The sequence below is a fragment of the Aphanothece sacrum FPU1 genome (assembly GCF_003864295.1).
Lineage (GTDB): Bacteria > Cyanobacteriota > Cyanobacteriia > Cyanobacteriales > Microcystaceae > Aphanothece_B > Aphanothece_B sacrum.
Map to the genome: position 1 here is coordinate 58793 of NZ_BDQK01000001.1, position 24028 is coordinate 82820.

Genomic DNA, 24028 nt, shown 5'->3' on the forward strand with positions numbered 1-24028 from the left:
AATTGTTACTTGTCCAATAACCATTTTACAAGAGGTTGAGTCACCCAATTTAATCCTACATTGACTTGATGTTTCAAAGTAGGAAGACGATAAAGATAAATTAATCGTCGCGCCATATAAGCCAAATTTCCGTCTAATTTTAAACCTAAACCGCTTAAGCTGGCATCTTCTACTCCTAATGCCATCATTTCTCCTAAAGCTTGATAACGGAAAGGTAATAAGGGACGATGAGTAAGAGAAGCCCAAATATTCCAGGCACAATAATCAGACTGTTGAAATGCTGCTTGAGCCGTTGCGGGAATGGGTTTTCCTGTCTCATCTTGACACTCTATTATATCACCAAGAGCATAAATATCAGAATGATCCACTACTTGCAGGTGAGGAGAAACCTTTAATAAACCTTGAGGATTATGATTAAAGGGTAAATTTTTGACCCATTCTGATAATTGATTTCCCACAGTCCACAAGACTAAATCTACGGGAATTGTGTCTATTTGACCTTTATAAGATAAAGAAAGACTATCAGATGTAATTTCTGTGACTTCTGTTTCTAAATCAAGCCAAATTCGCCGTTTTTCTAAGGCTGTATGACTTGTATTTCGATTAAATTCAGAGGCATTCTTTAAAAGTGTTTCTCCCCGTTCTACCAATCGGATACGTCCTTTATCTCCCAGACGAGCCGCCAGTTTACAAGCCAATTCTACCCCACTATAACCGCCTCCGACTACGGCGACGCGAATCTTTTCAGCATGAGACCTTTCAAGTAAGCGTAACCTTTCTTTGATACCATAAGCGTCAGCTAAGGTACGAAATGGGATAGCATAATCTTTTGCCCCTGTAACCATGTCTAGAGGGGTAATACCGCCCATAGCAATGACTAATTTATCGTAGTGTAAACTATGGTGGTCTTGCAATTTGACCTGTTGATGTTCAATATCAATTCCGGTGACACAGCCTTGATGAAAGCGAATACCTGTATCAGCTAAAATTTCTTCAAAAGGAGGTGCAATTTCCCATGTTTGCATCTCCTCAGTGATTAATTCATAGAGAAGGGGTGTAAATAAGAAGCGATCGCTCTTATCAATCAGTACAATTTCAGGACATTGTTGATTATCCCAAGGAAACTGACTCAGACGTAAAGCGGTATACAGTCCCCCAAACCCTCCACCAAGAATGCAGATGCGTAACGGTTGCTCATTCATATCGGGTTAATCGCCCTATTTTGACTATATATATCTTAACAATGTTGAGCCAGTTAGGTCAGGATATGGACTGGGGACACAGACAGAAAAACCACGGGTTAATTCCCGTGGAGGTCAAAATGGTTGTCATACATCATGACACAAAAATCAATAAAATTACAACATACTTTAGAATTATTCAATAATTGAGTTAATCTTGATCCGAAACACAAAATCGATTTCTTGCGTCTGGTGTGGTTTAGGGGTCAACGGCCGTTGACCCCTATCAATTTCTCAAATAAATGGTTATACTCAACCGAATCAATGATAATCAATAAAATTAATAAATTTCTAAATTAAGCTTATGTGTGGAATTGTTGGCTATATCGGAACTCAAACTGCAACGGATATTTTAATCGGTGGCTTAGAAAGGTTAGAATATCGAGGATATGACTCAGCCGGAATTGCGACGGTTTTAGAAGGCAAAATTGAATGTACCCGGGCCAAAGGCAAACTCCACAACCTACGGGAAAAATTAGAACGGGAAGTTAACCCTTCTCAAATTGGTATTGGCCATACTCGTTGGGCCACCCATGGCAAACCGGAAGAACATAATGCCCATCCCCATATGGATGCAGGGGGACGGATAGCCGTAGTACAAAATGGAATTATTGAAAATTATCAGGAATTACGGGAAGAATTAAGCGATAAAGGGTATCAATTTGTCTCAGAAACCGATACAGAAGTCATTCCCCATCTAATTGCCCATTTACTGCCGCAAAACCCTCAATATGACGACTTCTTACAAGCTATGCAAAAAGCCATTCATCGTCTTAATGGGGCCTTTGCGATCGCGGTAATTTGTGCAGACTACCCAGATGAAATTATTGTAGCCCGAAATCAAGCTCCCTTAATTATTGGGTTTGGACAGGGGGAATTCTTCTGTGCTTCTGATGTCACGGCGGTTGTGTCTCATACCCATGCGGTTTTGTCCTTGGAGAATGGGGAAATTGCTCGTTTAACCCCCCTTGGCGTAGAAGTTTACGATTTTGATCTAAAACGATTAAGAAAGCTTCCTCGTACCTTAGATTGGAATCTGACGACCGTTGAAAAACAAGGCTTTCGTCACTTCATGCTCAAAGAAATTTATGAGCAGCCCTCAGTAGTACGAAGCTGTTTAGAAACCTATGTACAAGCAAATTGGCATCCTCAGACAAATAGTGATAGCAGTCCCATTGATTTAGGCTTAGCCTCTGAATTATGCGATAATGTGGACTATATTCAAATTGTAGCCTGTGGAACCAGTTGGAATGCCAGCATGGTGGGGAAATATTTACTCGAACAAGTGGCGGGAATTCCTACGATGGTACAATATGCTTCAGAGTTTCGTTATTCTCCTTCTCCTATGTTAGCTAATACTTTAACAATTGGGGTAACACAGTCAGGGGAAACGGCGGATACTTTGGCGGCGTTGGAGATGGAAAAACAGCGAAGAATGGGGTTAGAATTTCCTTATGATGCGCGAATTTTAGGCATTACTAACCGTCCTGAAAGTACCCTCGCTCACATGGTAGACCGCATTATTAATACTCAAGCGGGGATAGAAATAGGAGTCGCTGCAACTAAGAGTTTTACTGCACAATTAATGGGCTTTTATTTCCTAGCCTTAGAATTAGCTTATCGTCGTCGTCATTTAAGTTTAGATAAAATTGAAGGGTTAATTAAAGGGTTAGGACAATTACCGGGTCAAATTGAATTGATTCTCGAAAAACAAGGGACACAAATTGAAGAATTGGCCCATGATTTTATGGAGACTCAAGACTTTATTTTCTTGGGACGAGGAATTAATTTTCCTATTGCTTTAGAAGGGGCTTTAAAATTAAAAGAAATCAGTTATATTCATGCAGAAGGCTATCCCGCAGGTGAGATGAAACATGGCCCTATTGCTTTATTAGATGCTAAGGTTCCGGTAGTTGCGATCGCTATGCCTGGAGTAGTTCATGATAAAGTATTATCCAATGCTCAAGAAGCAAAAGCGCGGGATGCACGTTTAATTGGAGTAACACCTATTGATGATACAGAAGCGCGTTCAACTTTTGATGATTTGTTATTTGTTCCCCATGTGGAGGAATTATTATCTCCTATTATTGCGGTGATTCCCTTACAATTATTAGCTTATCATATTGCTGCCCGTCGAGGTTTAGATGTGGATCAACCTCGCAATTTAGCTAAGAGTGTTACAGTGGAATAGCATTTATAGTCTTAGGAGTATTGCTATTGTTAATACTCCTAGTCTAAATGATGGATTTATTATAACTGCTTATTTAACCCGTCGTATTCGTTCATTAGCAAAGAGAACACAATTATGGCCGTAACCAGTATTGATATAAAATCTTATCTACAGCTTGCTAAAGTTGTTAATTATCTTCCTAAACAAGATTTCTGGACAGCTTATGATGCTGAAGCAGATGTCATTTACATCAATTTTCATCAACCTTCTTTACCTGCTGATGATAGTGAATTAACTGATGATGATATTATTATTCGTTATCAAGGAGATGAAATTATTGGGTTAAGTATTCTCAATGTTAGTAAAATTAGATAAGTATTTTTGATCAAGATCAATGGCATTTTGAAAATTTTGCTTTTATCAACAGGTTATCATTGCCATGCCCCTACATTATATTCTCTAATTTGGCCATGGCGTGGCGTTGATAATCTATTGTTTTAATTGTCGTTATTTCTGTTTTCTGACAGCACCTTACAGGCGCACACATTTTCCATTATCTATATAATATCATGTCAAGTCAACCTAGTCAAGCAAAATTTCCCTCAAAAATACTGAAGTTAAGATAGCGATCGCGGGGAAGGCTAAGCTAATACGCATTTAAAATGCGTATTAGCAAGGCAAAAGGCAAAAGGCAAAAAGAAAGAGAGTTGTAGCTATTTCCTTCAATTTAACCAATAAGCAGTTTAAATGCACAACAGCTTAATTATCTTGTGACTGGTAATAGATCGGATTTACTAAAAATGAGCGTTGTTGAGGATATTTTCATCATAACGGCTCGTCAAGCCTTAGATATTCTTGAACAAAATTAGTTATTTGGGATTGGGCTTAATACCATTAAGCCCCTACAAAATTGTACCAAATTTAACCCTGTAGGGGCATGGCATTAACAATCTGTGAAAATTACCATAAGATTAATGTTGCCATGCCCCTACATTTATTCTCTGATTTAGCCATAGCGTGGCGTTGATAATTTATTGTTTTAATTGTCGTTATTTTTGTTTTCTGACAGCACCTTACAGGCGCACACATTTTCCATTATCTATATAATATCATGTCAAGTCAATCTAGTCAAGCAAAATTTCCCTCAAAAATACTGAAGTTAAGATAGCGATCGCGGTTAGGAAAAGTTAAAATAATTCCTCTTGTAATACTTCTAATTCTTGGTCATATTCTTCCCGATTTAACAATAATTGAGCCGCTTCTAACATATCATTAACTATATCCCTCAGATGTTCTTTATTCTCAAGATAAGTTTTCAACGCTTCTAAGGGATCTAAACTTTTTCCTACCCCTAACTCCGGTAAACGAAGACGGGATAATTGACTAATTAATTCCGATTTGATACTATAACTATGTGCAGAACTTAAAGCTTGATGAATTTCTCCCATATTTAATAATTCTAATTGTTCCGAACGAATTTGATAAATTAGTCTGACTACTGCATCTTTAATCGGCTTTTTCTCAATCGCCTTGATAATAACTTTGTGAGGATCTTCTTGTTCTGAAACATCCACATTAATTGTACAAAATAAACGAGCAGGTAAAGGACAAAATTTCCAATCAACTCTCCCTTTTTCAATTTCTAAAAATACATAACCTTTATCTTCTTTTTCTTCACTAAAATCAACCCTTTCAATACTTCCAGGATAAATAATAGGGGGATTATTATCAGGATTAAGATTTTGATGTTTATGTACATGACCTAAAGCAACATAATCAAATTCAGAGCGAATTAATAAAGAAATAGGAATAGTAAAACCCTTACCAACAGCCAAAAATTGTTCTGCCCCAAACCTCGCTCTATTAACCATTAAATGACCTAATAAAATAGTCGGTAAATTAGGATTTAATTGACGAATTTCTCCCTCTAAAACTGCTCCAAGTTTTTCAATTAATAACTCGCTGATCTTTTCTAAGGATAACCCTTCCGTTTGAGGACGAGTTAACAAAGTAGAACGAGTTAGCCAAGGTAAAGTTATAACCTGAATCTCTCCATTTTTAGTAGAAATAGTATGAGTTTTAATGTTATCACCAACCTTAAAACCGGGAACCGCTAAAGTGCGATAAATACATAAACTTGCCCCCCCATTTCCTTGAGAATGTTGATCATGATTTCCCACTAATAAAATAGCAGGAATATTAGCCTCTACTAAACGACAAAATTGAGAAGCAAAAGCCTCATGAATGTAGGGAGGTGGTGTGGCATCAGGAAAAGCATCTCCCCCAAATAAAACTAGATCGACTTCATCATTAATTGCTCGATTAATACATAAAGTTAAGGACTGAATAAAATCTTCTAAACGAGTATTTAAACCCGTTTTAGGATTAATTTTACCATGAGAAAACCCACTACCTAAATGAATATCAGAAAAATGTAGAACTTTAATCATAATCTGTTGAGGGGTAAAAATATAGTTTTCCTGACATAAGTTAAAAGAGAAAGAAAAATAGGAGACAAATTAGGATACAATTGAGATGATTGACTTAATTATTAATTCAATTCACCCCATAGGATGACTCAAATAGGTGAGGTATTCCCTTGAAATCGTACCCTAAGTTAAAGATACTTCAAAGAACGTCAGACAGGGAACCGCAAATCACTACGGCCCCTCAACAACAGATTAACGTAAGTTTACTCAAAGTTTGCCCCCTCTCTGCGGGAAGCGTTTGTTCAAAAGCTGAGAATGTTCCCCATGAAATCGAAAAAGTGCTGACTAACCATTCCGTCGAAAAAAGTCACATAGTTCGAGAGTTTTTGACTTATTTAAGTCTATCCGCACTCTTTATTTTGTTAGGACTTCTTATTGGCGTTTTAGGGTATCATTGGACTGCTAAAATGAATTGGGTTGATGCCACAGTAGAAGCCTCTATGATCCTTAGTGGCATGGGGCCAGTGACTTCCTTACCTACTACCAGTTCTAAGATTTTCGCGTCTCTCTATGCCCTTTTTAGTGGTTTGATCTTTGTTTTAGCTATGGGGGTTGTCCTATCTCCTCTATTGTATGGCTTACTTAAACAAGTACAGGTCAATCCTAAAAAGAATGATTTGTGATTCTTGCTATTATACAAAAAGTAACGCCAAAAGCTACAATTAGTTTATTAATCTTATGGCAAGAAAACCTTCTTTTCCCTTAGTCGAATTGTTAGAAAATCACTGGGCCACCCCAGCTTATAGTGGATGGTTATTAGCTGGACTTGCTCTTTGTTTTTTTGGGGCAGCTACTAATACTATGGCCGGTTGGTTATATGTTATGAGTGGGGTGATCGTCGCTTTATTGGGATTAGGGGCAGTGCTTCCTGTGCGATCGCTAAATCATTTATCCCTACGTCGTTTACCCATTTCTCCTGTCAGTGCTGGAGACGATCTTACCATCGAATTAATAATTGAAAACCGAGAAAAAAATCCTAAAACTCTGTTACAAGTTCGTGATCTTATTCCCCACGTCTTAGGAAACCCTCAAGAAACCGCTTTAGAAGTTATTCTACCTCAAAAAGAACACCCTTGGACTTATTATATTCCCACCCAAAAACGAGGCATTTATCGTTGGCATGATGTAGAATTACGCACAGGTACACCATTAGGATTATTTTGGTGTCGTCGTTCTCAAGAAGTCCCTAGCAAAGCGGTTGTTTATCCTCAAGTTTTACCCCTAACTCAATGTCCTTTAGTTGATACTATTGGCCAAGAAGATAGTGATACTAAATATAGCGATCGCAACTATCAAGCAGCTACGGAAGGGGTCACAAAAGCCTTACGTCCGTATCGTTATGGTGATCCCATGCGTCTGATTCATTGGCGTACCAGTGCGCGTTTTGAGGAATTTAAGGTTAGAGAATTAGAAATTATTACGGGTGGTGAAGATCTTTTGATCGGTCTTGATAATAATTCTTTGTGGCACAATAATGATAACTTTGAACAGGCGGTAATTGCTGCTGCTTCTTTATATTTTTATGCGAATTATAGCCAATTAAATGTTAAATTGTGGACAGCTAATACTGGTGTTATTCAAGGCAACCGTGTTGTCTTAGAAACGTTAGCAGAAGTCGAACCTGAACAAGAAACAAAAGATTTAGTTTTACCGTCTTTACCTATTATTTGGTTAACTGAAAATAGAGCAACTTTAGACAATTTACCAAAAGGGAGTCGTTGGTTAATCTTTCCTGAAATTTCTAATCCTGACGTTCCTTTATTAGTTACTTCTCCAGGGAAAGGTTTAATATTTAATTCTGAACAACCGTTACAAATTCAATTACAAAAACCCTTACGATGAATAGTTGACTCATCATCTTATATTTCGTAGGTTGGGTTGACGAACGAAACCCGACAAACCCTAATTATAATACACCAAATTAGCTGTGTCAATTTTTAGCATATCACAGGCAAGATGCGGCGTGTCACAATTATTTATGTTTCAAATGGAAACACTATATATTAGAATTCAAATAGAATACAATTAAGTAAAATGGCGACGAAAACGGGGATCAATGTAATGTTTTTTGCGTTGATTACAGGTTTGACAAAGGGTTTGTAAGTTACTGATATTGTTGCTTCCTCCTTTAGCTAAGGGGATAATATGATCAATGTTTAAACAGGTTTCTTGTTGATGTTGACCACAGCTTTTACATTGATAATTATCTCGTTTAAACACATAATCTCTAACAGATTTTGGGATAGGTATTCTAGGAGTTTTTGCCATAAAAAATTATGAATTATGAATTATGAATTATGAATTATGAATTATGAATTATGAATTATGAATTATGAATTGTAGAGATTGCTTCGGGGGGGGGGGGTGATAGCTATGAACAAGATTTAGTAAATATTCCCCCTCGCAATGACATTATAAATTATAAACAATTGTGGAACAGGTATCTTGCCTCTGACGGGCAAAATGCCTGTTGACCCCTACAAACTATTAATTACTTTGATTCATGGTTTGACGAATATCATCTAAAGGTGACTCCATTTGATTTATTTCGGGTTCATCAGGAATGAATTCTAAAGTTATTTTTAGTCTGATTTTTCCTTTTTTCCATCCGTTAGAACCAACATTTAATATTTCACAGCTTTTTCCTTCTTGTAACCAATCATTTTTCTTTTCAGGATAAGTATCTTTGATTCCATTTTTTTCAAAAAATTCTAGTAATTGCCGACATAAGTGAGTTAACAAAAAAGATTTAAATTCTTGTTTAAATCTGGATGTTTTATACATAGAATTCAAAGAAAAAGCAATGACATCATCATCATTATCCAAATACTGATTAGTCTCAAAATATTCATTATTACTCATGATAATCTCCTTAAAAATCTTTGCGTTTCTTCTTTGCGACTTTGCGCCTTTGCGCGAGAAAAAGGTGAATTATGTTATCCATAACCCACCCCAAACCTATCACCTAAACAATATTCACCACCTCAACATCAACATGAGAAGCATGGCCATTATTCATCGAATAATCAACAAATTCACCCTTAACAAAACTATCCTTAACCTTCAAATCAAACTCACTAATTAACGGTAACTGACGCTCATAAACCTGCATACCTTTGAGACATTCATTAATCGCTACAACCGCCTGATTATAAGCATTAATTTTTTCCTGAATTGTCCCCTGTAACCTCACATTACGAGCAATTTTTTCTTGTGCTTCCTGTTCCAAAGTTTGACCCAAATATTCCCTGGCTTGATCGTACTGCTGTAAAATATAATCAGCTTGTTGATCCGCCATCGGTAATAAATGAGTTTTCAGAGTTAGATTAATGGCATGACGGAAATTTTGATGGATAGTTGTGGATACTTTGGGATCAAAATCTAACTTAAGTAATTGACGGATAGCCGGTTCAGCTTTTACTATACTACTACAGTCATAACCTTGAGAAGTTTGTTGTAAAGTTTGACGAAATTGATAGATAGAAAATGTCCCTTCATCATAAAAACGAGGACTTTCTCGTACATAGCGATCGCATTCAACTTTAGCTTCATTAACTAAGGCATGAATGAGATTAATTTCAACTTCTTTAAGTTGTGCTTCGATACCCCCATCATTTCCTAATAAGCGGTATAATTTTCGGTAATATTCCCCTTGACGTACTCGATCTAACAATCGCTTACAGAAAGAATTAATCAGAATTTTTACCCCCTCTACTAAAACATCTTCTAACTCATTAGCCAGGTAATATAATGCCTCAACTAAAATAGCAATTAAAGGAACTGTTGCATTACGGGAATGACTCATTGCAGCAAGACGATGAGCATTTTCAACTGAAAAAGTGGTTAATAATTCATCAAGACGACTGACCATTCTTGCTTGTAATTTTTGGAAGTCATTCTCAAATGCGCGATCGCCATTGACAACGATTTCATTGACTTCATTTTCGAGATACCATTTAAACTGTATTCCCACTTCTTGCAACTCATTATTTAAACGAGTTAACTCCTGTGCTTTCATTGCTTCAATTTCACGAGGTTGACTGTCCAAATCTCGATAATTGTCAAGATAATGTTTACGTAAATTAATACATAAAGGTTGTAAATCATCTGCTAGAGTAGCAAATAATTGGGGTCGTTTTTCTTCCGTTAAATAACGAGTAATTCCGTTGCGAAAATCTTCAATACCACTATCAATAATTAACTGGTTAATTAGCGGCATTCCCCATTCACTGAGAATACGCAAATAATTTTCATTAGGGGTTTGGTATCCATGAACGGAAACTTTATATTCTGTACGGGTTAACTTACCAGAATTAGCACAATAATTATTAAATTCACTGACAAATTGAGGAGTTTCTTCTTCCCCTCCCATACTTTTAACACTCTCTGCAAATAGAGTATCAAGTCCGAAACGGTTCCCCCCATTTGTCTGTTTAATTTGACTGCCATAAAAACCTAATAAACCACTGGTTTTATGTATCCGCGAATTATCTCGAAACTGAGTTTGAATTAAAGTTTCTAGTCGTTGACGTAACTGAGGTGCATACCAAGTTTGATCAATACGATTAAATACATAAAAGACGCGATCGCGGATACCTAAATTCCCTTGCATCTTTTCTAATAATTCGGTTTCTTCTATTGACATATCTCCAGCAGAAGCAGGTTTTAAGACACAAACAACGGCAGAAGTATCGGGATGTTCAATTTTTTGATAAGCGAGTTCAGCATCTTTTTTAACTGGGGCATCAATTCCAGGTAAATCTACTAAAACATTACCATCTTTTAGTAAAGCATGATGACAATAATATTCTACTTTTTTCAAGACAGAACTATTACTACCTCGACGAGCATAACTAGCAGCTTCTGCTAAATTAGAAAAGTTAAATTGTTCCATTGAATAGGTAGCTGTATTGTTCGGATGAATTCGAGTTTGATTTTGCTCAAATCCTTCTAATAAGAGAATTAATGCTTTTGCTTGTTTTGCTCGTTCAGATTTACTTTCTCCCCCTTCTTGTTCAATAATTTTGTTACATAATTTATGAAGTAATTGTCGTACTTCTGACTGATTAATAGTTGGCGATGATTCAATGTTTAAACGTTGACAAAGTGCTTGTGCTTGTTCCTGAATTTGTGCTTCACTAAGAAAAGTAAGGACTACTCTTTCTTCGGCAGGTTCAGCATAATAAATATAACATTCTGTTCCTGTAGCATGACCTTCCGCACTATATAATAATTCTCGCTCTAATAGAGCATTAATTAACATGGATTTTCCTGCACTAAATGCACCGGCAAAAACAATCTCAAACTGAGGAGAAATAGCTTTTTTTAGAGATGCTTCGATCGCACTGGTATTCTGTTGAGAACGGAGTGAGGGTTCTTGTTGTAATAAGTCGAGTAAACTGTTAACATGAGTAGCCAAGTGTTGACATTGAGGCAATGATTCATTCATGGAGTTTCTCTCAAAAATACTATTGCTTTTAGCATTCCCATAGTTGAGAAAAAAATTAACAAACATTGCCAACTTTAAAAAAATTAATAACAGGCTAAAGCCTGATGCTATAAAAACTAAGTCCGCCTTCGCGGACTAAATTATAGGTTGCGTAGGCAACCTTTGTTTATATAGCTTAACTCTTTAGAGTTAAAGTTTATTATTTGTGATAATTTAGTATAACTTATCCGGTAAAACCCTAATTCTCTTAATTGCCAATTATGACTGATATTACTAACTATAAAAATATTCTAACTGACTTAATTAAACTTTACCGCGATCGCGTGGATTTCCTAGCGATTCGTCTAGAAACCTCTGAAGGAACAAATATTATGTTGCGCGGTGACAAAATAGAAACCCTCAGCGAAGGAATTTCTAAAGGCGGACAAGTCAGAGCGTGTTATAAAGGAGGATGGGGTTTTGCTGCTTTCAATGAACTCTCAACCCTCTCCCAACGAGTAGAAGAAGCCATCATTGCAGCGCGACTCGTCGGAGAGGACGAAACCCTGCTGGCCCCAGTTGAACCCGTTGAAATAACCTGTCAGTTACCCTTCACCGGAACCGATCCCCGTTTGGTTCCCCTGGCGCAAAAAAAGGCACTATGTGACCATTATAATAACATTCTACGTCAAGTTAGCGACAAAATCACTACTACTTCGGTAAGATATGGTGATAGTACCCAAAAGATTCTCCTAGCAACCTCAGACGACGTTTTAATCGAACAATCTTGGGCTGATCTAGAAATGCGTTTTTCCGCAACTGCCAGAAATGGGGAAACCGTGCAAACCGGACGAGAAACCACCGGATCTCGGCGCGGATACGAAGATTTAACCCAATGGGAACAACAGGTAGAAGAAGCAGCTAAACGTGCCGTCAATGCCCTAATTTTGCCCCCTGTAAAGGGCAATAACTACACAGTGGTGATCGACCCCGTTTTAACAGGTTTGTTCGTTCATGAGGCATTTGGCCACCTCTCAGAAGCCGATATGTTATACGAAAATCCTGATTTATTAGAGGTCATGAGTATGGGACGACGGTTTGGCCCAGATAACCTACAAATTTTTGACGGGGCGGCCCCCCAAGGCCATCGTGGCAGTTATTTTTATGATGATGAAGGAGTAGCGGCCACGACAACTCAATTAATAGAAAATGGGGTATTAGTCGGACGTTTACATTCTCGTGAAACGGCGGGAAAATTAGAAGAAAAACCCACAGGAAATGCCCGTTGTTTGAATTATCATTATCCTCCTATTGTGAGAATGACTAATACTTGGATCGAACGGGGAAAAACTCCTGTTGAGGATTTATTTGTTGATATTAAAGAAGGGGTTTATGCAAAAAATTGGTTAGGGGGGATGACCAATGGAGAGATGTTTACTTTTAGTGCTGGTGAAGCTTGGATGATCAGAGATGGGAAAATTTCTGAACCAGTCAGAGATGTTACTTTATCGGGCAATGTGTTTAAAACTCTGGCAAATATTGAAGCGATCGGCGATGATTTTTATTGGGATGAATCAGGGGGTTGTGGTAAAGGTGGACAAAGTGGTTTACCTGTTGGTTGTGGGGGCCCCAGTTTACGCATTAAAGAGGTAATGGTGGGGGGAGAAGCTACCGAATAATCAATGATTGTAGGGTGGGCAATGCCCACCTTAGTTCAAGAATTATTCGCTCAGAATATCGGTAAAACTGTCACTCGTTTTAAAATGCGTTGACCCCTACTTTGATATTTTTTGCGGTTATTTCATAATATAAAATTTAGCAAATAATTCAAGTAAATTAAACTCTAAAACCAACTGAACTGTCTTTATTTAAAATACTTTCTAAAATCTTAAACTTATTATCACTAGCAGCCAGAAAAAACCGTTACTATGATCTTAAATCCCATCAATCGGGAATATTATCCGAAAAAGTAGGCTATTTTTATCAGACTCAAACAACAATGACCACAACACCCATTACCTCAAAATCCGCAACCCCTACCCAATATCCCGATGAATTAGGACGTTTTGGTCGCTATGGCGGGAAATATGTCCCAGAAACCCTAATGCCCGCCCTAAGCGAACTAGAAACCGCTTATAATCGTTATAAAAATGATTCCGACTTTCAACAAGAATTAACCGGATTATTGCGCGATTATGTAGGACGGCCTAGCCCCTTATACCTTGCCGAACGTCTTACTACCCATTATGCTCGTCCTGATGGCACTGGAGCGCAAATTTACCTCAAACGAGAAGATTTAAACCATACAGGGGCCCATAAAATTAATAACGCCCTCGGACAGGTACTTTTAGCAAAACGCATGGGTAAACAACGTATTATCGCCGAAACTGGGGCCGGTCAACACGGAGTCGCTACGGCTACGGTTTGCGCTCGTTTTGGCTTAAAATGTGTCATTTATATGGGAGTTCAAGACATTGAACGACAAAAATTAAATGTTTTTCGCATGAAATTATTGGGGGCCACCGTTCAACCCGTGGCCGCAGGAACCGGAACCCTCAAAGATGCAACTTCAGAAGCAATACGAGATTGGGTAACGAATGTAGAAACGACTCACTATATTTTAGGATCTGTGGCGGGCCCTCATCCCTATCCCATGATAGTACGGGATTTTCATCGGGTGATTGGAGTTGAAACCCGTTCTCAATGTTTAGAAAAATGGGGCAGTTTACCCGATATTCTCCTCGCTTGTGTGGGTGGTGGTTCTAATGCCATGGGACTATTTTATGAGTTTCTGCCCGATACCTCAGTACGTTTAATTGGGGTAGAGGCAGCAGGAGAAAGTATCGTCTCCGGTAAACACGCGGCCACCTTAACCCAAGGTCGTCCAGGGGTATTACATGGGGCCATGAGTTATTTATTACAAGATCAAGAAGGCCAAATCATTGAAGCTCATTCTATCAGTGCGGGTTTAGATTATCCTGGAGTTGGCCCGGAACATAGTTATCTTAAAGATAATAATCGCGCCGAATATTATAGTATTACCGATGAACAAGCGATCGCGGCTTTTCAACGTTTATCTCAATTAGAGGGCATTATTCCGGCCTTAGAAACTTCTCATGCGATCGCTTATCTCGAAACCCTTTGTCCACAATTACAAGGAAGTCCTCGTATTATTATAAATTGTTCAGGACGGGGGGATAAAGATGTACAAACGGTGGCAAAATATTTGGGGAATGAATAAGAAATAGGGTAAAACATGGTTAAGGTGGGCATTGCCCACCCTACAAATTAGGTAGTCAAGTTAATATGTAGAGTAGTATTTTCACTATGTTTTGAGTCCTTAAATAAATCATGAAAAAACTACAGTTAATCCTACTGGTGAGCCTTTTGGCTTTCACTTCAGGGGGATGTGGACTGTTTGGAGAGTCAGAAGAGGAAAAACCACCAGTACCGGAAAACTCTCCTCCAGATTCTTCAATCAAACCGCCCCAAAAGCAAGCATTTGAGCCAAAAATACCGTCTACAAATGGTGCTATCTATCCTTTAATTCCTTCTACGAGTCCTAATGAACGCAAACAGGAAGTCCAGGCAGGACGAGATAACCCCTTTGCTGTGATTGCCATTAAACCTGTAATTAAATCTAAGGTTGCCACTAATGGAGTGGTTGATCCCAAACGCTTGTGTCAAGTTGAAGCACAACCCCCGACTAATGTAGCTCAAGCCGATGGTACTCCCCCTCAAGCCGATGGTGCTGCTCAAGCGGTTGAACCTCCTCCCCTTCCCCCTCCTCTCCCTCCTATTCCTAATGAGGCCAGAGGGGTTGTGGTATCCGGGGTACTCAGTCTCAGTGGAACACCTGTTGCTATTGTTCAAGCTCCTGGAGAAAAGGTAGCTCGTCAGGTAACAAAGGGTGCTGTTCTCTCCAATGGGTTAGTATTAGTTAAAGGAATTAATGCTAATGTGCCTAAACCTTACGTCATTTTGCAACAATATGGGGTAGACGTGCCTAGATTCGTAGGACAAGAACCTGAAGAACCTGTGGCCCCTCCTGCTCCTGCTACTCCTAAACCTAAAACTGGTGCAGCACCTCAAGCACCCAAAGCACCCCAAGCACCCAAAGCAGCAACACCTCCACCTGGCCCTAATGGGTTTGGTAAGGTGAAGAATTTAATTCTTGTTACCTTAAATATAGGTCAAGTAGTGTTAGGAGAAAAAGAGACTGGCTCTAATATTAGAGCTAGTGGGATTCTTTGTAATGATGGTTATTCAACGATTAAAGTTGGAGAACTGTTATTACAGGTAGAAGATAAGAACACTAATGTTGTCATCGATAGTTTTAAGATTGGGTTAGGTCAATCTTATCTTCTTCAATCAGGACAAAAAGCAGAGTTTGACGGCAATATTCCTAAACTGCGGGGTCGTAAACGGGGAGATGTTAACATTAAGCTAGTTGGCTGGAATTAATTTGAGTTATCGTTAAAAACACCGTTGAGAAGGGAAATGAAGCATCATGAAATCACAAAAAGAACAGATTACTTATCCTAATTTACCTTTAGCTATTTATCGAGAAATAGCGGCTCATTTGCGTCAGATTAAGGATATTAATACTGAATTAATTCCCCAGAAATCTCAACAGTTTGATTACGCTCAAAGTCAGGTAGATAGTTTACACATTCACTATCGGGTTAATTTTGATAGTTCAGAAAAACAACAAGTAAAGGCGATTCTAGATTACTATGCTCAACGCTATGGTGCATATGAGCGAAACGTTTTAGACTCTTAGATTAATTTCTGACGACTCCTCACGCTTTTTTATTTTTATTAAATGCTTATCCTAAATAAAACTCCTAGTTGACTAAGAGAAAAACACCCACAAATATTTAATCTATTTATTACTTATTAGACAGGGAATCCGAGCATCATGAATACAACACAAATGCGAAATCAACTTAAACAATATATTGACCAACTTTCCCCTGAAAGCTTAGAAATGGTTACTGATTTTGTCACAAATTTAGTCAATCAAGACAATGATGATGCGACAGAGGAATTATTACAAATAGTCGGATTTCAAGAAGCTTTTGAGAAGGGAAAACAACAAATTAAAGAAGGGAAAGTTAAAGATTGGAGAACGATTCGAGATGATGTATAGGGTACAATTATCACTAGAAGCAGAAAAAGCTTATACTAATGCTAATACTGCCCTAGTTAAGAAGTTAGCAAGATGTTTTGAAATACTTGAGAAAAATCCCCGTTTTCACCCCAATATTAAACCCTTAAAGGGCAACTATTTAGGGTATTACCGTTATCGAGTTGGAGATTATCGAGTTGTTTATTCTGTGGATGATCAAGTCATGTTAGTAAATGTTATTGTCATTACTCATCGTAGCAGAGTTTATGAGTAATTAATTCCCGGAAATCTTCGATACTTAGCTAAAAATCCCAATAACATTAAGAAAATAATGCCAACTGTTCCCAAACCTAAGTAACTGGGAACCCAAAATGAAGCAGTAATAATATTAATTTGACCAGGTTTTAATTGCCAAACTAATTGATTTTCTGATTCGGTTAAATTCAAAGGTTGTGATTCTTGATCTGTGACAATATTATTAAGTCCCCAAGGCGCATTTAAAGCAAATTCTAAATCAACTAATGATCCCGGACTAATAATAATATTACCTTGTTTAGATAACACTCCTAATGCACGTAAATCTACTTGGATATTTAAACGATTTTGCTCAAAGAATAACCAGTTACTTTGCTTAATTGACATTTCTGCTTTAAGTTGTACTAAATCAGAATTATCTTCCTGTAAAGCTTGAGTAACTTTAGTCAACTTAGGATTAAAGAATTCATTAAACTTATCCGTTAATTCCCGTCCATTACTAAAAGGAATAGTCACAATTAATTCTTGTCCTGAAACTCGTTTTGTTCTTCCTTGAAGTAGTTTAGACCGATTTTCAATACTATCTAACCATTTATTCGCTTCTGTTTCACTTAAACTGGTTAACTGTTCTGATAAGCGAATATGTTGCACAATTTCGCCACGATGTTGTTGATAAAAATTAACCCCAACATCATAACGAACACAACCACTTAACAAGGTTAATAACCCTAAAAAAAGCGGCATAAATAATGATAAAAATGAGCGTCCGAATCCTGATTTGCTATTCATACTTGATAGTGAATTGTCCATTATAAATTATAAATTATTAATCATCATCCCAATCATCACTTCTGGCCGTACTGCCTCCTCCTACGGTCACTAAATCAATTTGCTGACGATAATAGTCTACACTTTTTACCTCCACTTCTACCTCATCTCCTAAACGATAAGCGATACGATTTTTGCGACCGACTAAACAACCATGACGGGCCCGATATTCATACCAATCATCTTTAAGAGAACTGACATGAACTAATCCTTCTACTAATAAATCCTCAATTTCAACAAAGAACCCATAAGATTGAACTCCTGTAATTAATCCTCGAAAAACTTGGCCAGTTCGTTCCTTCATTTTCTCAGCTTTCTTTAACCCATCAAGATCTTTTTCTGCATCCTCAGCGATTTTTTCTCTATCATTTAGATGAGTTACTAAAAAGTGCAAAGTTTCCTCTAAATCTTCCTGAGTTGAAGGAGGTAAAACATTCCAAGTAATTTGTCCATGACAACTACTACTATAAAGATCAACTCCAGTTTTAGTTTGTTTAGTACGGCGATCTCGTCCCTCACTGAAAATTAGCTTCAAAATACGTTGAATTAGCAAATCACCATAACGTTGTCCCGGAGAAGCACAGTGAGTATAACAATCATCATAAACCAGTCCAAAATGTCCTCCCGGATGACTACTATATTTAGCTGATTTTAGGGTTGATTGTAATAAATAATTTAGCACTCTGACGGCGAAAGATTGGCTAAACGCTTGAGTTAAATTATAGTAGTCTTTGGCTGAAATATTTTCTTCTGGATTTAATTTGATATCTAACCCTAAATTAATGGCTAATTTGCATAAGTCTTCTAATTCTTCCCCATCCGGTTCTGGTTGAATACAATAAAGGGCAGGAACAACTAAAGCTGATAGATGTTCAGCTACACTTTTTCCGGCTAAAATGACTAATTCTGTTAATAAAGAACGAATGGGAAATGTAGAAGAAGCGACAATAACTCCTGATCTTCCTTCATCTTGGAAAGGAGATCTCGGTTCTAATTGAATTTCAAAACTTCCCCTTTGTAATCTTTGGGCTTTAACTAAGGGACTTAAGGTAAAAAAGAGTTGTTTGAGTCGTTCTACTAATGCTTCTTCTTCCGGGGCAATTTTATCTAGATTAGACAGTATTCCTTGAGTTTGTTGATAGGTCAATAAGTGATTAATATTAATCACCGTTGGTTCAATATTAAATTCAATAATTTGACCATTTTTATCTAAGGTAATAATAACCGAAATGCTTAAAGCATCTTGTCCGACTTTGAGAGAATAAAGTTGAGTGATCGCTTCAGGAAATAAAGGTAATACTTTTTCCCCTAAAAATACCGTTGTTCCTCTTTTTCTCGCTGCTCTATCTAGAGGAGAATCAGTAGCAATATAATGGGCAATATCCGTAATATGAATGCCTAATTGCCAATGTTGAGCCTCATTTTTTTCTAAAGTAAAAGCCGTTTCAATAAAGGGTGAATGATCCCGTTTCATATCTTCCACAAAAGCAAAAGTAAGCAGCGATCGCCAGTCTTTTCGATTCGCCAGTTCTGCCGGATCAAAAGTTACTGGAAGTTTAGTTAAAGCTTTTTTAACCCCATCAGCAAACTCTTGAGGCAAATCATGTTTACAACAGACAATATCCGTATCGGCCGCTGCTTCAGCATCACTACCCAAAATACGAGTAACAATTCCCAAGGGAGGATATTCTCCAATAGGATAACGTAAGACACAAACATGAACCAAATGATTCACCGCTTGTTCTAAATTTTCCCCATTTTGTTGTAGGGCTAATTCAAATAATAAGCGATCATCAAGGGGAATAGCCCGATACTCCTCATCTTGTTTTTTTACTTGAGCAAGTAAGGAAGGATTAGCCCGTTCTAAAATTAGTCTAACCTCTCCTTCAGGAGAACGACGACGAGTGCCTTCTTTAATAATTCTTACTAAGACACGATCGCCATTCCAAGCATTACTTAAATGGGTTTCTCTGACATAAATATCTTCTGCATCTTCTTCATCTTGAATAGCAAAACAAAACCCTTTACTAGAACAGCGTAATTTAGCTTCAACTACATTAGATTCGGGTATCCGTCGGTATTTTCCCCGTTCTTTGAGCAAGATTCCCATACATTCTAAAGCATCCAAAGCAATTTGGATTTTTTCTGCATCTTCTTCATCTTCGCACCCTAATTTCTTTTCGAGAAGTTTGGTTGCGACTAATTTATCATCAATAAAATGGGACAGAAGTGTAGCGATTGAAAATTCCATCTATAATAGTCCTTACTAAATGTTTGTGGGGTTCATTAGTCTGAAGATAGGAAACTTAACGGACTCACGGTGGTCATTCGTAATTAACACGACTAAACCCGCAAGATGAGAGGTTGTTAGTCAACAAGCTTATTTCTAAGCTTGGAAATACCTAGAAAAGCTATGGGGTCTTGTATAGATTCTGCTATCCCTAAAAGTGAAGTTACATCTAGGAATGGCTATTATGTTGTAGCAGAGGCAACTCTTTTGAAGCAAAATGAGAGTTGTATCTTTGAAAAGGACGACTCCCATGAGAGATTAACCATAGCTAAGATTAGAAAAATACCCTAATCTTGGGCAGATTCTCTGCTTAAACTTATCTAGTCTTTAATTCTACCAAGAGAGGTGACACTCTGATATATTTGTGTGTTTTTGACTTGTGGGAAACTATTGGCTATTAATAGTATATTGTAACCATTTTAGAGAAAAATATGATGTTAAGTCAATTCCGTATGCGTTATCCTCAAGGTTGTTTAATCGGGGAATTAGTGACTATTGATCGGGGTAAATATATTGTTAGAGTCTTAGTACAGAATGAGGGAATGATGTTAGGTTCAGCTTTGGGAACGGGTGATACTCCCGAAGAAGCTGAAGATAAAGCCAGAGAACGGGCCTTAGGGGTGATCAATTTGGATGCTTTACCCATTATCAAGATTCAGCCTCAAGAAACCCCTCTTGAGATAACCAGTAAGCTTGATCCTCCATTCCCTTCAGATTATGGCAAAAAAAAGGATAAATCTGTTGATATTCCTGATGTTACCCCATCTTCTTTCAAGGTTAGTCAACCTCCCTTAAAGCTAACAGTGACAAGTCAAGTTGCAGATTTAAAGCTCTCTGAACCCCCTTTAATCTTAAAAGATGAAGTTTTAGACCAGGAGACAAAGAAACCCATTCCCAAGGAAACACGAATGGGTCTGTCTGAAGATTTAAACCTATCCCAACCCCCGTTAGGTTTAAAAGATGAGGCTATAAATCAGGAGACAAAGGAACAGATTTCAGAGGTTTTACCCCCCCCTATTCCCTCTGAGACGACATCCTCGATAATGCCTTTAGTAGAAGCCGTCGTATCGAATAATGAGTTAAGCTTATCTTTTGAGGAAACATTTGATACTGTACCTGAGATAGAAACAGTTATTCCGGTGACTTTAGAACCTCCGATAGCTTCCGTCAATGTTGAGGTGGTAGAAGATACAGTTATTACATCATCTTCAACAGAACAATTAGAGTCTTTAGATTTTTCTGAGATTATCGCCAGTTCTAATGTGGAATTAAAACGTTTGAAATGGACTAATGAACAAGGGCGAGAATACTTATTAAAAACCTATGGTAAGCGATCGCGTCAGGTTCTTGATGATAACGAACTACTCGAATTTCTCCATTATCTCGAAAGTCTTCCTACCCCTAATTAACGAGGTAAAATATCATTTAAACACAGTTGAAGTTGGGGTAAAAGGGGAGAATAAATAAGGTCTTCTAATCGGTATTGTTTTTGTTGATAATCTTCATTAATAAGCTGACAAACCGTAAAAGTGGGTTGTTTAGGTTTTCCAATAAAAGCAACACCCCCTAAACCCCGATAATCAACAATCCAATATTCAGAAATTCCTAATAAGGCATATTCTTCTACTTTCCGAGCATAATCCGTCTCCCAATTTGTACTAACTACTTCGACCACTAATTTAATTGAACGTCCTAAAGTAATCACTGGTTCTTTTTCCCATAATGGTTCATAGGACAGAACACTTTCATCTAAAACAATAATATCAGGGCGACGGGCTGTGGCTATATTAGCAAAAGGACGAATTAGACAAGTACGAGGAATAAACCAAGGTTGTTTTGCATTGGTTAAGGCAATACCAATTTGAGTGGCCAATTTACCGCTAACTGTTTCATGAGGTCCAGTAGGTTCCATATCAATTAATTCTCCATCCGCTAATTCATAGGGAGGGGAATCACAATATTGACTTAAAAAAGATTCTAAGGTGAGAATTTTTGGGAAAGTTAACATAACTAATTACACTTAATTATTAGTAGAGGCATAATATATTATGCCCCTACAATTTACCGTAATCGATAAATCTTAGGCAACTGCCATCGGAGGATTACTAGCAGAGGGACGACGGTTAATTACTTGGTCAATTAACCCATAATCTTTTGCTTCTTCGGCCGACATAAAGAAATCCCGTTCTGTATCTTCACCGATAGTTTCTAAGGGTTTTCCGGTATGACTAGCGAGATGTTCATTAAGAAGTTGTTTGAGATAGAGAATTTCTTTGGCCTGAATTTCAATATCCGTTGCTTGTCCTTGGGCCCCACCAAGAGGTTGATGAATCATGATACGAGAGTTGGGAAGACTCATACGTTTACCTTTGGCCCCTGCACTCAGGAGAAAGGCCCCCATACTGGCCGCTAAACCGATACAAATGGTACAGACATCAGGACGAATTTGATTCATAGTATCAAAAATTCCTAGTCCAGCAGAGACGGAACCCCCAGGTGAGTTGATATAAAGGTAAATGTCTTTTTCGGGGTCTTCTGCTTCAAGAAACAATAACTGAGCCACAATTAGGTTAGCGTTCTCATCTCTGACTTCTTGTCCTAAAAAAACAATCCGTTCTCGCAGTAGACGAGAGTAAATATCAAATGCGCGTTCACCCCGGCCAGAGGTTTCAATAACGGTAGGAATCATGGAGTCTCTATCTTTATCTGTATTTGTTTTAAATTATAAATTATAAATTATAAATTATGAATTATAAATTATGAATTATAAATTTTAAATTATTAATTCTAAGCTAAGATGAATTTAAACTGTATATTATGATGTTAGGAAATAAATCATCAAACTTTGCCCACATCTCCCACACCTCCTACACCATCAATAAGTCATTTGAATGCGTAACAGATTAATTCATAATTCATAATTTATAATTCATAATTCATAATTCATAATTCATAATTCATAATTCATAATTCATAATTCATAATTCATAATTCATAATTCATAATTCATAATTCATAATTCATAATTCATAATTCATAATTCATAATTCATAATTCATAATTCATAATTCATAAATTATTTTCTTCAAATTTTAGTAAAGCAACACTTGAACCTTGATTCCAAGCTAATTCAATATATCTTGGTAACAGTTCTTTTACCCCAATATTACTAAACATTAAACTATTAACACTTTCTTGATATTGTTTCCCGTCAAATAGATAAATTCTTAATTCTCCTGGTTGATAAATCCATAATTCAGGAATTTTTATCGCTTCATAAGCTTCTATATTAGTGATTGAAGTTATATCAACTTCTATGGCTAAATCTGGAGGCGAATCAATAGTTAAATCAATTTTATCTTTTCCTAATATTGCCTGTCTATTTTCCACATAAAAACAAGTATCCGGTTCAACGCCTGCTTGTTTAAACATTTTAAGTGTAATCGGATCAAAACAGTCCCAATCTTTCCCCTGTTTGCGTAATAAACTTTTAACTAAATCTCTGAGGGTATCAATGCGTTTTCCATGACTTGGTAAAGGTGACATAAGACTAATTTCTTGAGTTTTCCCATTGAAATACAATTTAGGTAAAGACTTGTCTTGACGAATCCTGAGCAATCGCTCATAATCTTCCCAGGTTTGATGAGTCAAAATGACTTCACTCCCCGGAGATAGGGTTAAGGTATCTTCATTAACAGTTACAAACATGGTTTTTACTCCTTAAAGGTTTTAATCTCGTGCAAAAACGCAAAGGGGTTAAACTCAGATCTTGCACCAACACCAAAAAGCTAAAACAATCAGATTTTTAAACAGTGAAACCCTGATTCTTTCCTTGAAATTTAGGCAAAAAATCGGATTTTTTGCTCAGGTGCAAGATCTGAGTTAAAGATATTGTTTAGTCGCTTCATGTAGGGGCTTAATATTATTCATTGGTGTCAACTTAGTCCAAAACGCCGACAGGCTAACTTAGTCGCAAAATGCTGTCAATACAAATAGACTGTCCCTCATTAAGAGAAACAGCCGCTAAGAAATAAGTTAAGAAATTAGCTTTCTCGACTTGTGAAATTTTGCAACTGTCGCAAAGCCGCCGCCGCAATATTAAAAACGGCCCAACTAGCTGCAATCAGAAGAGGACTAATCACAATTAAAACACGCCAATCCATAATTTTGTTCCCCTCAATTGAATTGAGTTTTAA

Annotated in this window: 21 protein-coding genes and 1 pseudogene; 11 read left to right on the top strand and 11 right to left on the bottom strand. The window is 37.4% G+C overall.

Features of this window, described 5'->3' with window-relative positions:
• Positions 1–5: 5 nt before the first annotated feature.
• On the bottom strand, positions 6–1202 hold the full coding sequence (locus AsFPU1_RS00265; RefSeq protein WP_124974251.1) for an NAD(P)/FAD-dependent oxidoreductase: 1197 nt from the start codon (positions 1200–1202) through the stop codon (positions 6–8).
• Positions 1203–1545: 343 nt separating this feature from the next.
• Between AsFPU1_RS00265 and glmS the strand changes: the two genes are divergently transcribed.
• Both glmS and AsFPU1_RS00275 read left to right on the top strand, forming a co-directional pair.
• Positions 1546–3432 carry a glutamine--fructose-6-phosphate transaminase (isomerizing) gene (gene glmS / locus AsFPU1_RS00270; RefSeq protein ID WP_124974253.1) on the top strand — a complete coding sequence of 629 codons (1887 nt, stop codon included), beginning with the start codon at positions 1546–1548 and terminating at the stop codon, positions 3430–3432.
• Between the two features lie 114 nt (positions 3433–3546).
• Complete coding sequence (locus AsFPU1_RS00275) at positions 3547–3786, top strand: DUF2283 domain-containing protein (protein WP_124974255.1); 240 nt, start codon at positions 3547–3549, stop codon at positions 3784–3786.
• Between the two features lie 812 nt (positions 3787–4598).
• On the opposite strand, the gene sbcD is transcribed toward AsFPU1_RS00275, so the two are convergent.
• Positions 4599–5861 (bottom strand): exonuclease subunit SbcD, encoded by a 1263-nt coding sequence (sbcD, locus tag AsFPU1_RS00280; protein WP_124974257.1) that lies wholly within the window; start codon positions 5859–5861, stop codon positions 4599–4601.
• A gap of 149 nt (positions 5862–6010) precedes the next feature.
• Between sbcD and AsFPU1_RS00285 the strand changes: the two genes are divergently transcribed.
• Together AsFPU1_RS00285 and AsFPU1_RS00290 are read left to right on the top strand one after the other, a co-directional pair.
• Positions 6011–6523 carry a two pore domain potassium channel family protein gene (locus AsFPU1_RS00285; RefSeq protein WP_227873491.1) on the top strand — a complete coding sequence of 171 codons (513 nt, stop codon included), beginning with the start codon at positions 6011–6013 and terminating at the stop codon, positions 6521–6523.
• 55 nt (positions 6524–6578) lie between these two features.
• On the top strand, positions 6579–7742 hold the full coding sequence (locus AsFPU1_RS00290) for a DUF58 domain-containing protein (protein ID WP_124974259.1): 1164 nt from the start codon (positions 6579–6581) through the stop codon (positions 7740–7742).
• A gap of 183 nt (positions 7743–7925) precedes the next feature.
• Here the strand turns inward: AsFPU1_RS00290 and AsFPU1_RS00295 are convergent, their stop codons facing one another.
• The 3 genes from AsFPU1_RS00295 to AsFPU1_RS00305 all read right to left on the bottom strand — a co-directional run bounded on the left by AsFPU1_RS00295 (position 7926) and on the right by AsFPU1_RS00305 (position 11349).
• Positions 7926–8168, bottom strand: coding sequence for an HNH endonuclease (locus tag AsFPU1_RS00295; RefSeq protein ID WP_124974261.1), 243 nt, complete (start codon positions 8166–8168; stop codon positions 7926–7928).
• Between the two features lie 219 nt (positions 8169–8387).
• Positions 8388–8762 carry a KGK domain-containing protein gene (locus tag AsFPU1_RS00300; protein ID WP_124974263.1) on the bottom strand — a complete coding sequence of 125 codons (375 nt, stop codon included), beginning with the start codon at positions 8760–8762 and terminating at the stop codon, positions 8388–8390.
• A gap of 103 nt (positions 8763–8865) precedes the next feature.
• Positions 8866–11349, bottom strand: a complete 2484-nt coding sequence (locus AsFPU1_RS00305) for a dynamin family protein (RefSeq protein WP_124974265.1) — start codon at positions 11347–11349, stop codon at positions 8866–8868.
• 260 nt (positions 11350–11609) lie between these two features.
• On the opposite strand from AsFPU1_RS00305, the gene AsFPU1_RS00310 reads away from it, so the two are divergent.
• From AsFPU1_RS00310 to AsFPU1_RS00335, 6 genes are all read left to right on the top strand, one after another.
• Entirely contained in the window at positions 11610–13007 is a 1398-nt protein-coding gene (locus tag AsFPU1_RS00310; protein ID WP_124974268.1) for a TldD/PmbA family protein, read from the top strand.
• A 320-nt stretch (positions 13008–13327) separates the two neighbouring features.
• Positions 13328–14569, top strand: coding sequence for a tryptophan synthase subunit beta (gene trpB / locus AsFPU1_RS00315; RefSeq protein WP_124974270.1), 1242 nt, complete (start codon positions 13328–13330; stop codon positions 14567–14569).
• Positions 14570–14679: 110 nt separating this feature from the next.
• Positions 14680–15792 (top strand): hypothetical protein, encoded by a 1113-nt coding sequence (locus AsFPU1_RS00320; RefSeq protein WP_124974272.1) that lies wholly within the window; start codon positions 14680–14682, stop codon positions 15790–15792.
• Between the two features lie 46 nt (positions 15793–15838).
• Positions 15839–16111, top strand: a complete 273-nt coding sequence (locus AsFPU1_RS00325) for a hypothetical protein (protein ID WP_124974274.1) — start codon at positions 15839–15841, stop codon at positions 16109–16111.
• Positions 16112–16249: 138 nt separating this feature from the next.
• Positions 16250–16480, top strand: a complete 231-nt coding sequence (locus tag AsFPU1_RS00330) for a hypothetical protein (protein WP_124974276.1) — start codon at positions 16250–16252, stop codon at positions 16478–16480.
• The gene (locus AsFPU1_RS00335) at positions 16470–16733 is read left to right on the top strand and encodes a type II toxin-antitoxin system RelE family toxin (protein WP_227873492.1); all 264 of its coding nucleotides are present in this window, start codon (positions 16470–16472) and stop codon (positions 16731–16733) included. Before AsFPU1_RS00330 ends, AsFPU1_RS00335 begins: the two co-directional genes overlap by 11 nt.
• Here the strand turns inward: AsFPU1_RS00335 and AsFPU1_RS00340 are convergent.
• Positions 16724–17503: a DUF3153 domain-containing protein gene (locus tag AsFPU1_RS00340; RefSeq protein ID WP_227875695.1), complete on the bottom strand. Its 780-nt coding sequence runs from the start codon at positions 17501–17503 to the stop codon at positions 16724–16726. The two genes, AsFPU1_RS00335 and AsFPU1_RS00340, sit on opposite strands and share 10 nt — an antisense overlap.
• A gap of 37 nt (positions 17504–17540) precedes the next feature.
• Entirely contained in the window at positions 17541–19793 is a 2253-nt protein-coding gene (locus AsFPU1_RS00345; protein WP_124974280.1) for a ribonuclease R family protein, read from the bottom strand.
• Positions 19794–20263: 470 nt separating this feature from the next.
• On the opposite strand from AsFPU1_RS00345, the gene AsFPU1_RS00350 reads away from it, so the two are divergent.
• Positions 20264–21241 carry a slr1353 family protein gene (locus tag AsFPU1_RS00350; RefSeq protein ID WP_124974282.1) on the top strand — a complete coding sequence of 326 codons (978 nt, stop codon included), beginning with the start codon at positions 20264–20266 and terminating at the stop codon, positions 21239–21241.
• On the opposite strand, the gene AsFPU1_RS00355 is transcribed toward AsFPU1_RS00350, so the two are convergent.
• The 4 genes and pseudogenes from AsFPU1_RS00355 to AsFPU1_RS00370 all read right to left on the bottom strand — a co-directional run bounded on the left by AsFPU1_RS00355 (position 21238) and on the right by AsFPU1_RS00370 (position 23995).
• Positions 21238–21840, bottom strand: coding sequence for a Uma2 family endonuclease (locus AsFPU1_RS00355; protein ID WP_124974284.1), 603 nt, complete (start codon positions 21838–21840; stop codon positions 21238–21240). The two genes, AsFPU1_RS00350 and AsFPU1_RS00355, sit on opposite strands and share 4 nt — an antisense overlap.
• 72 nt (positions 21841–21912) lie before the next feature.
• Positions 21913–22533 (bottom strand): annotated as a pseudogene (clpP, locus tag AsFPU1_RS00360) (ATP-dependent Clp endopeptidase proteolytic subunit ClpP); the annotation flags it as partial.
• Between the two features lie 368 nt (positions 22534–22901).
• Positions 22902–23540 (bottom strand): Uma2 family endonuclease, encoded by a 639-nt coding sequence (locus AsFPU1_RS00365; RefSeq protein ID WP_124974288.1) that lies wholly within the window; start codon positions 23538–23540, stop codon positions 22902–22904.
• A gap of 335 nt (positions 23541–23875) precedes the next feature.
• Entirely contained in the window at positions 23876–23995 is a 120-nt protein-coding gene (locus tag AsFPU1_RS00370; protein WP_124974290.1) for a photosystem II protein Y, read from the bottom strand.
• Positions 23996–24028: the final 33 nt, after the last annotated feature.

Excerpts from the sequence above, each read along its gene's own strand:
- AsFPU1_RS00335 (WP_227873492.1), top strand. The coding sequence starts at position 16,470 with ATGATGTATAGGGTACAATTATCACTAGAAGCAGAAAAAGCTTATACT.
- glmS (WP_124974253.1), top strand. The coding sequence starts at position 1,546 with ATGTGTGGAATTGTTGGCTATATCGGAACTCAAACTGCAACGGATATT.
- AsFPU1_RS00310 (WP_124974268.1), top strand. The coding sequence starts at position 11,610 with ATGACTGATATTACTAACTATAAAAATATTCTAACTGACTTAATTAAA.
- sbcD (WP_124974257.1), bottom strand. The coding sequence starts at position 5,861 with ATGATTAAAGTTCTACATTTTTCTGATATTCATTTAGGTAGTGGGTTT.
- AsFPU1_RS00325 (WP_124974274.1), top strand. The coding sequence starts at position 15,839 with ATGAAATCACAAAAAGAACAGATTACTTATCCTAATTTACCTTTAGCT.
- AsFPU1_RS00300 (WP_124974263.1), bottom strand. The coding sequence starts at position 8,762 with ATGAGTAATAATGAATATTTTGAGACTAATCAGTATTTGGATAATGAT.
- AsFPU1_RS00345 (WP_124974280.1), bottom strand. The coding sequence starts at position 19,793 with ATGGAATTTTCAATCGCTACACTTCTGTCCCATTTTATTGATGATAAA.
- AsFPU1_RS00330 (WP_124974276.1), top strand. The coding sequence starts at position 16,250 with ATGAATACAACACAAATGCGAAATCAACTTAAACAATATATTGACCAA.
- AsFPU1_RS00365 (WP_124974288.1), bottom strand. The coding sequence starts at position 23,540 with ATGTTTGTAACTGTTAATGAAGATACCTTAACCCTATCTCCGGGGAGT.
- AsFPU1_RS00305 (WP_124974265.1), bottom strand. The coding sequence starts at position 11,349 with ATGAATGAATCATTGCCTCAATGTCAACACTTGGCTACTCATGTTAAC.
- AsFPU1_RS00320 (WP_124974272.1), top strand. The coding sequence starts at position 14,680 with ATGAAAAAACTACAGTTAATCCTACTGGTGAGCCTTTTGGCTTTCACT.
- AsFPU1_RS00355 (WP_124974284.1), bottom strand. The coding sequence starts at position 21,840 with ATGTTAACTTTCCCAAAAATTCTCACCTTAGAATCTTTTTTAAGTCAA.
- AsFPU1_RS00265 (WP_124974251.1), bottom strand. The coding sequence starts at position 1,202 with ATGAATGAGCAACCGTTACGCATCTGCATTCTTGGTGGAGGGTTTGGG.
- AsFPU1_RS00350 (WP_124974282.1), top strand. The coding sequence starts at position 20,264 with ATGATGTTAAGTCAATTCCGTATGCGTTATCCTCAAGGTTGTTTAATC.
- AsFPU1_RS00340 (WP_227875695.1), bottom strand. The coding sequence starts at position 17,503 with ATGAATAGCAAATCAGGATTCGGACGCTCATTTTTATCATTATTTATG.
- AsFPU1_RS00275 (WP_124974255.1), top strand. The coding sequence starts at position 3,547 with ATGGCCGTAACCAGTATTGATATAAAATCTTATCTACAGCTTGCTAAA.
- AsFPU1_RS00295 (WP_124974261.1), bottom strand. The coding sequence starts at position 8,168 with ATGGCAAAAACTCCTAGAATACCTATCCCAAAATCTGTTAGAGATTAT.
- AsFPU1_RS00290 (WP_124974259.1), top strand. The coding sequence starts at position 6,579 with ATGGCAAGAAAACCTTCTTTTCCCTTAGTCGAATTGTTAGAAAATCAC.
- trpB (WP_124974270.1), top strand. The coding sequence starts at position 13,328 with ATGACCACAACACCCATTACCTCAAAATCCGCAACCCCTACCCAATAT.
- AsFPU1_RS00370 (WP_124974290.1), bottom strand. The coding sequence starts at position 23,995 with ATGGATTGGCGTGTTTTAATTGTGATTAGTCCTCTTCTGATTGCAGCT.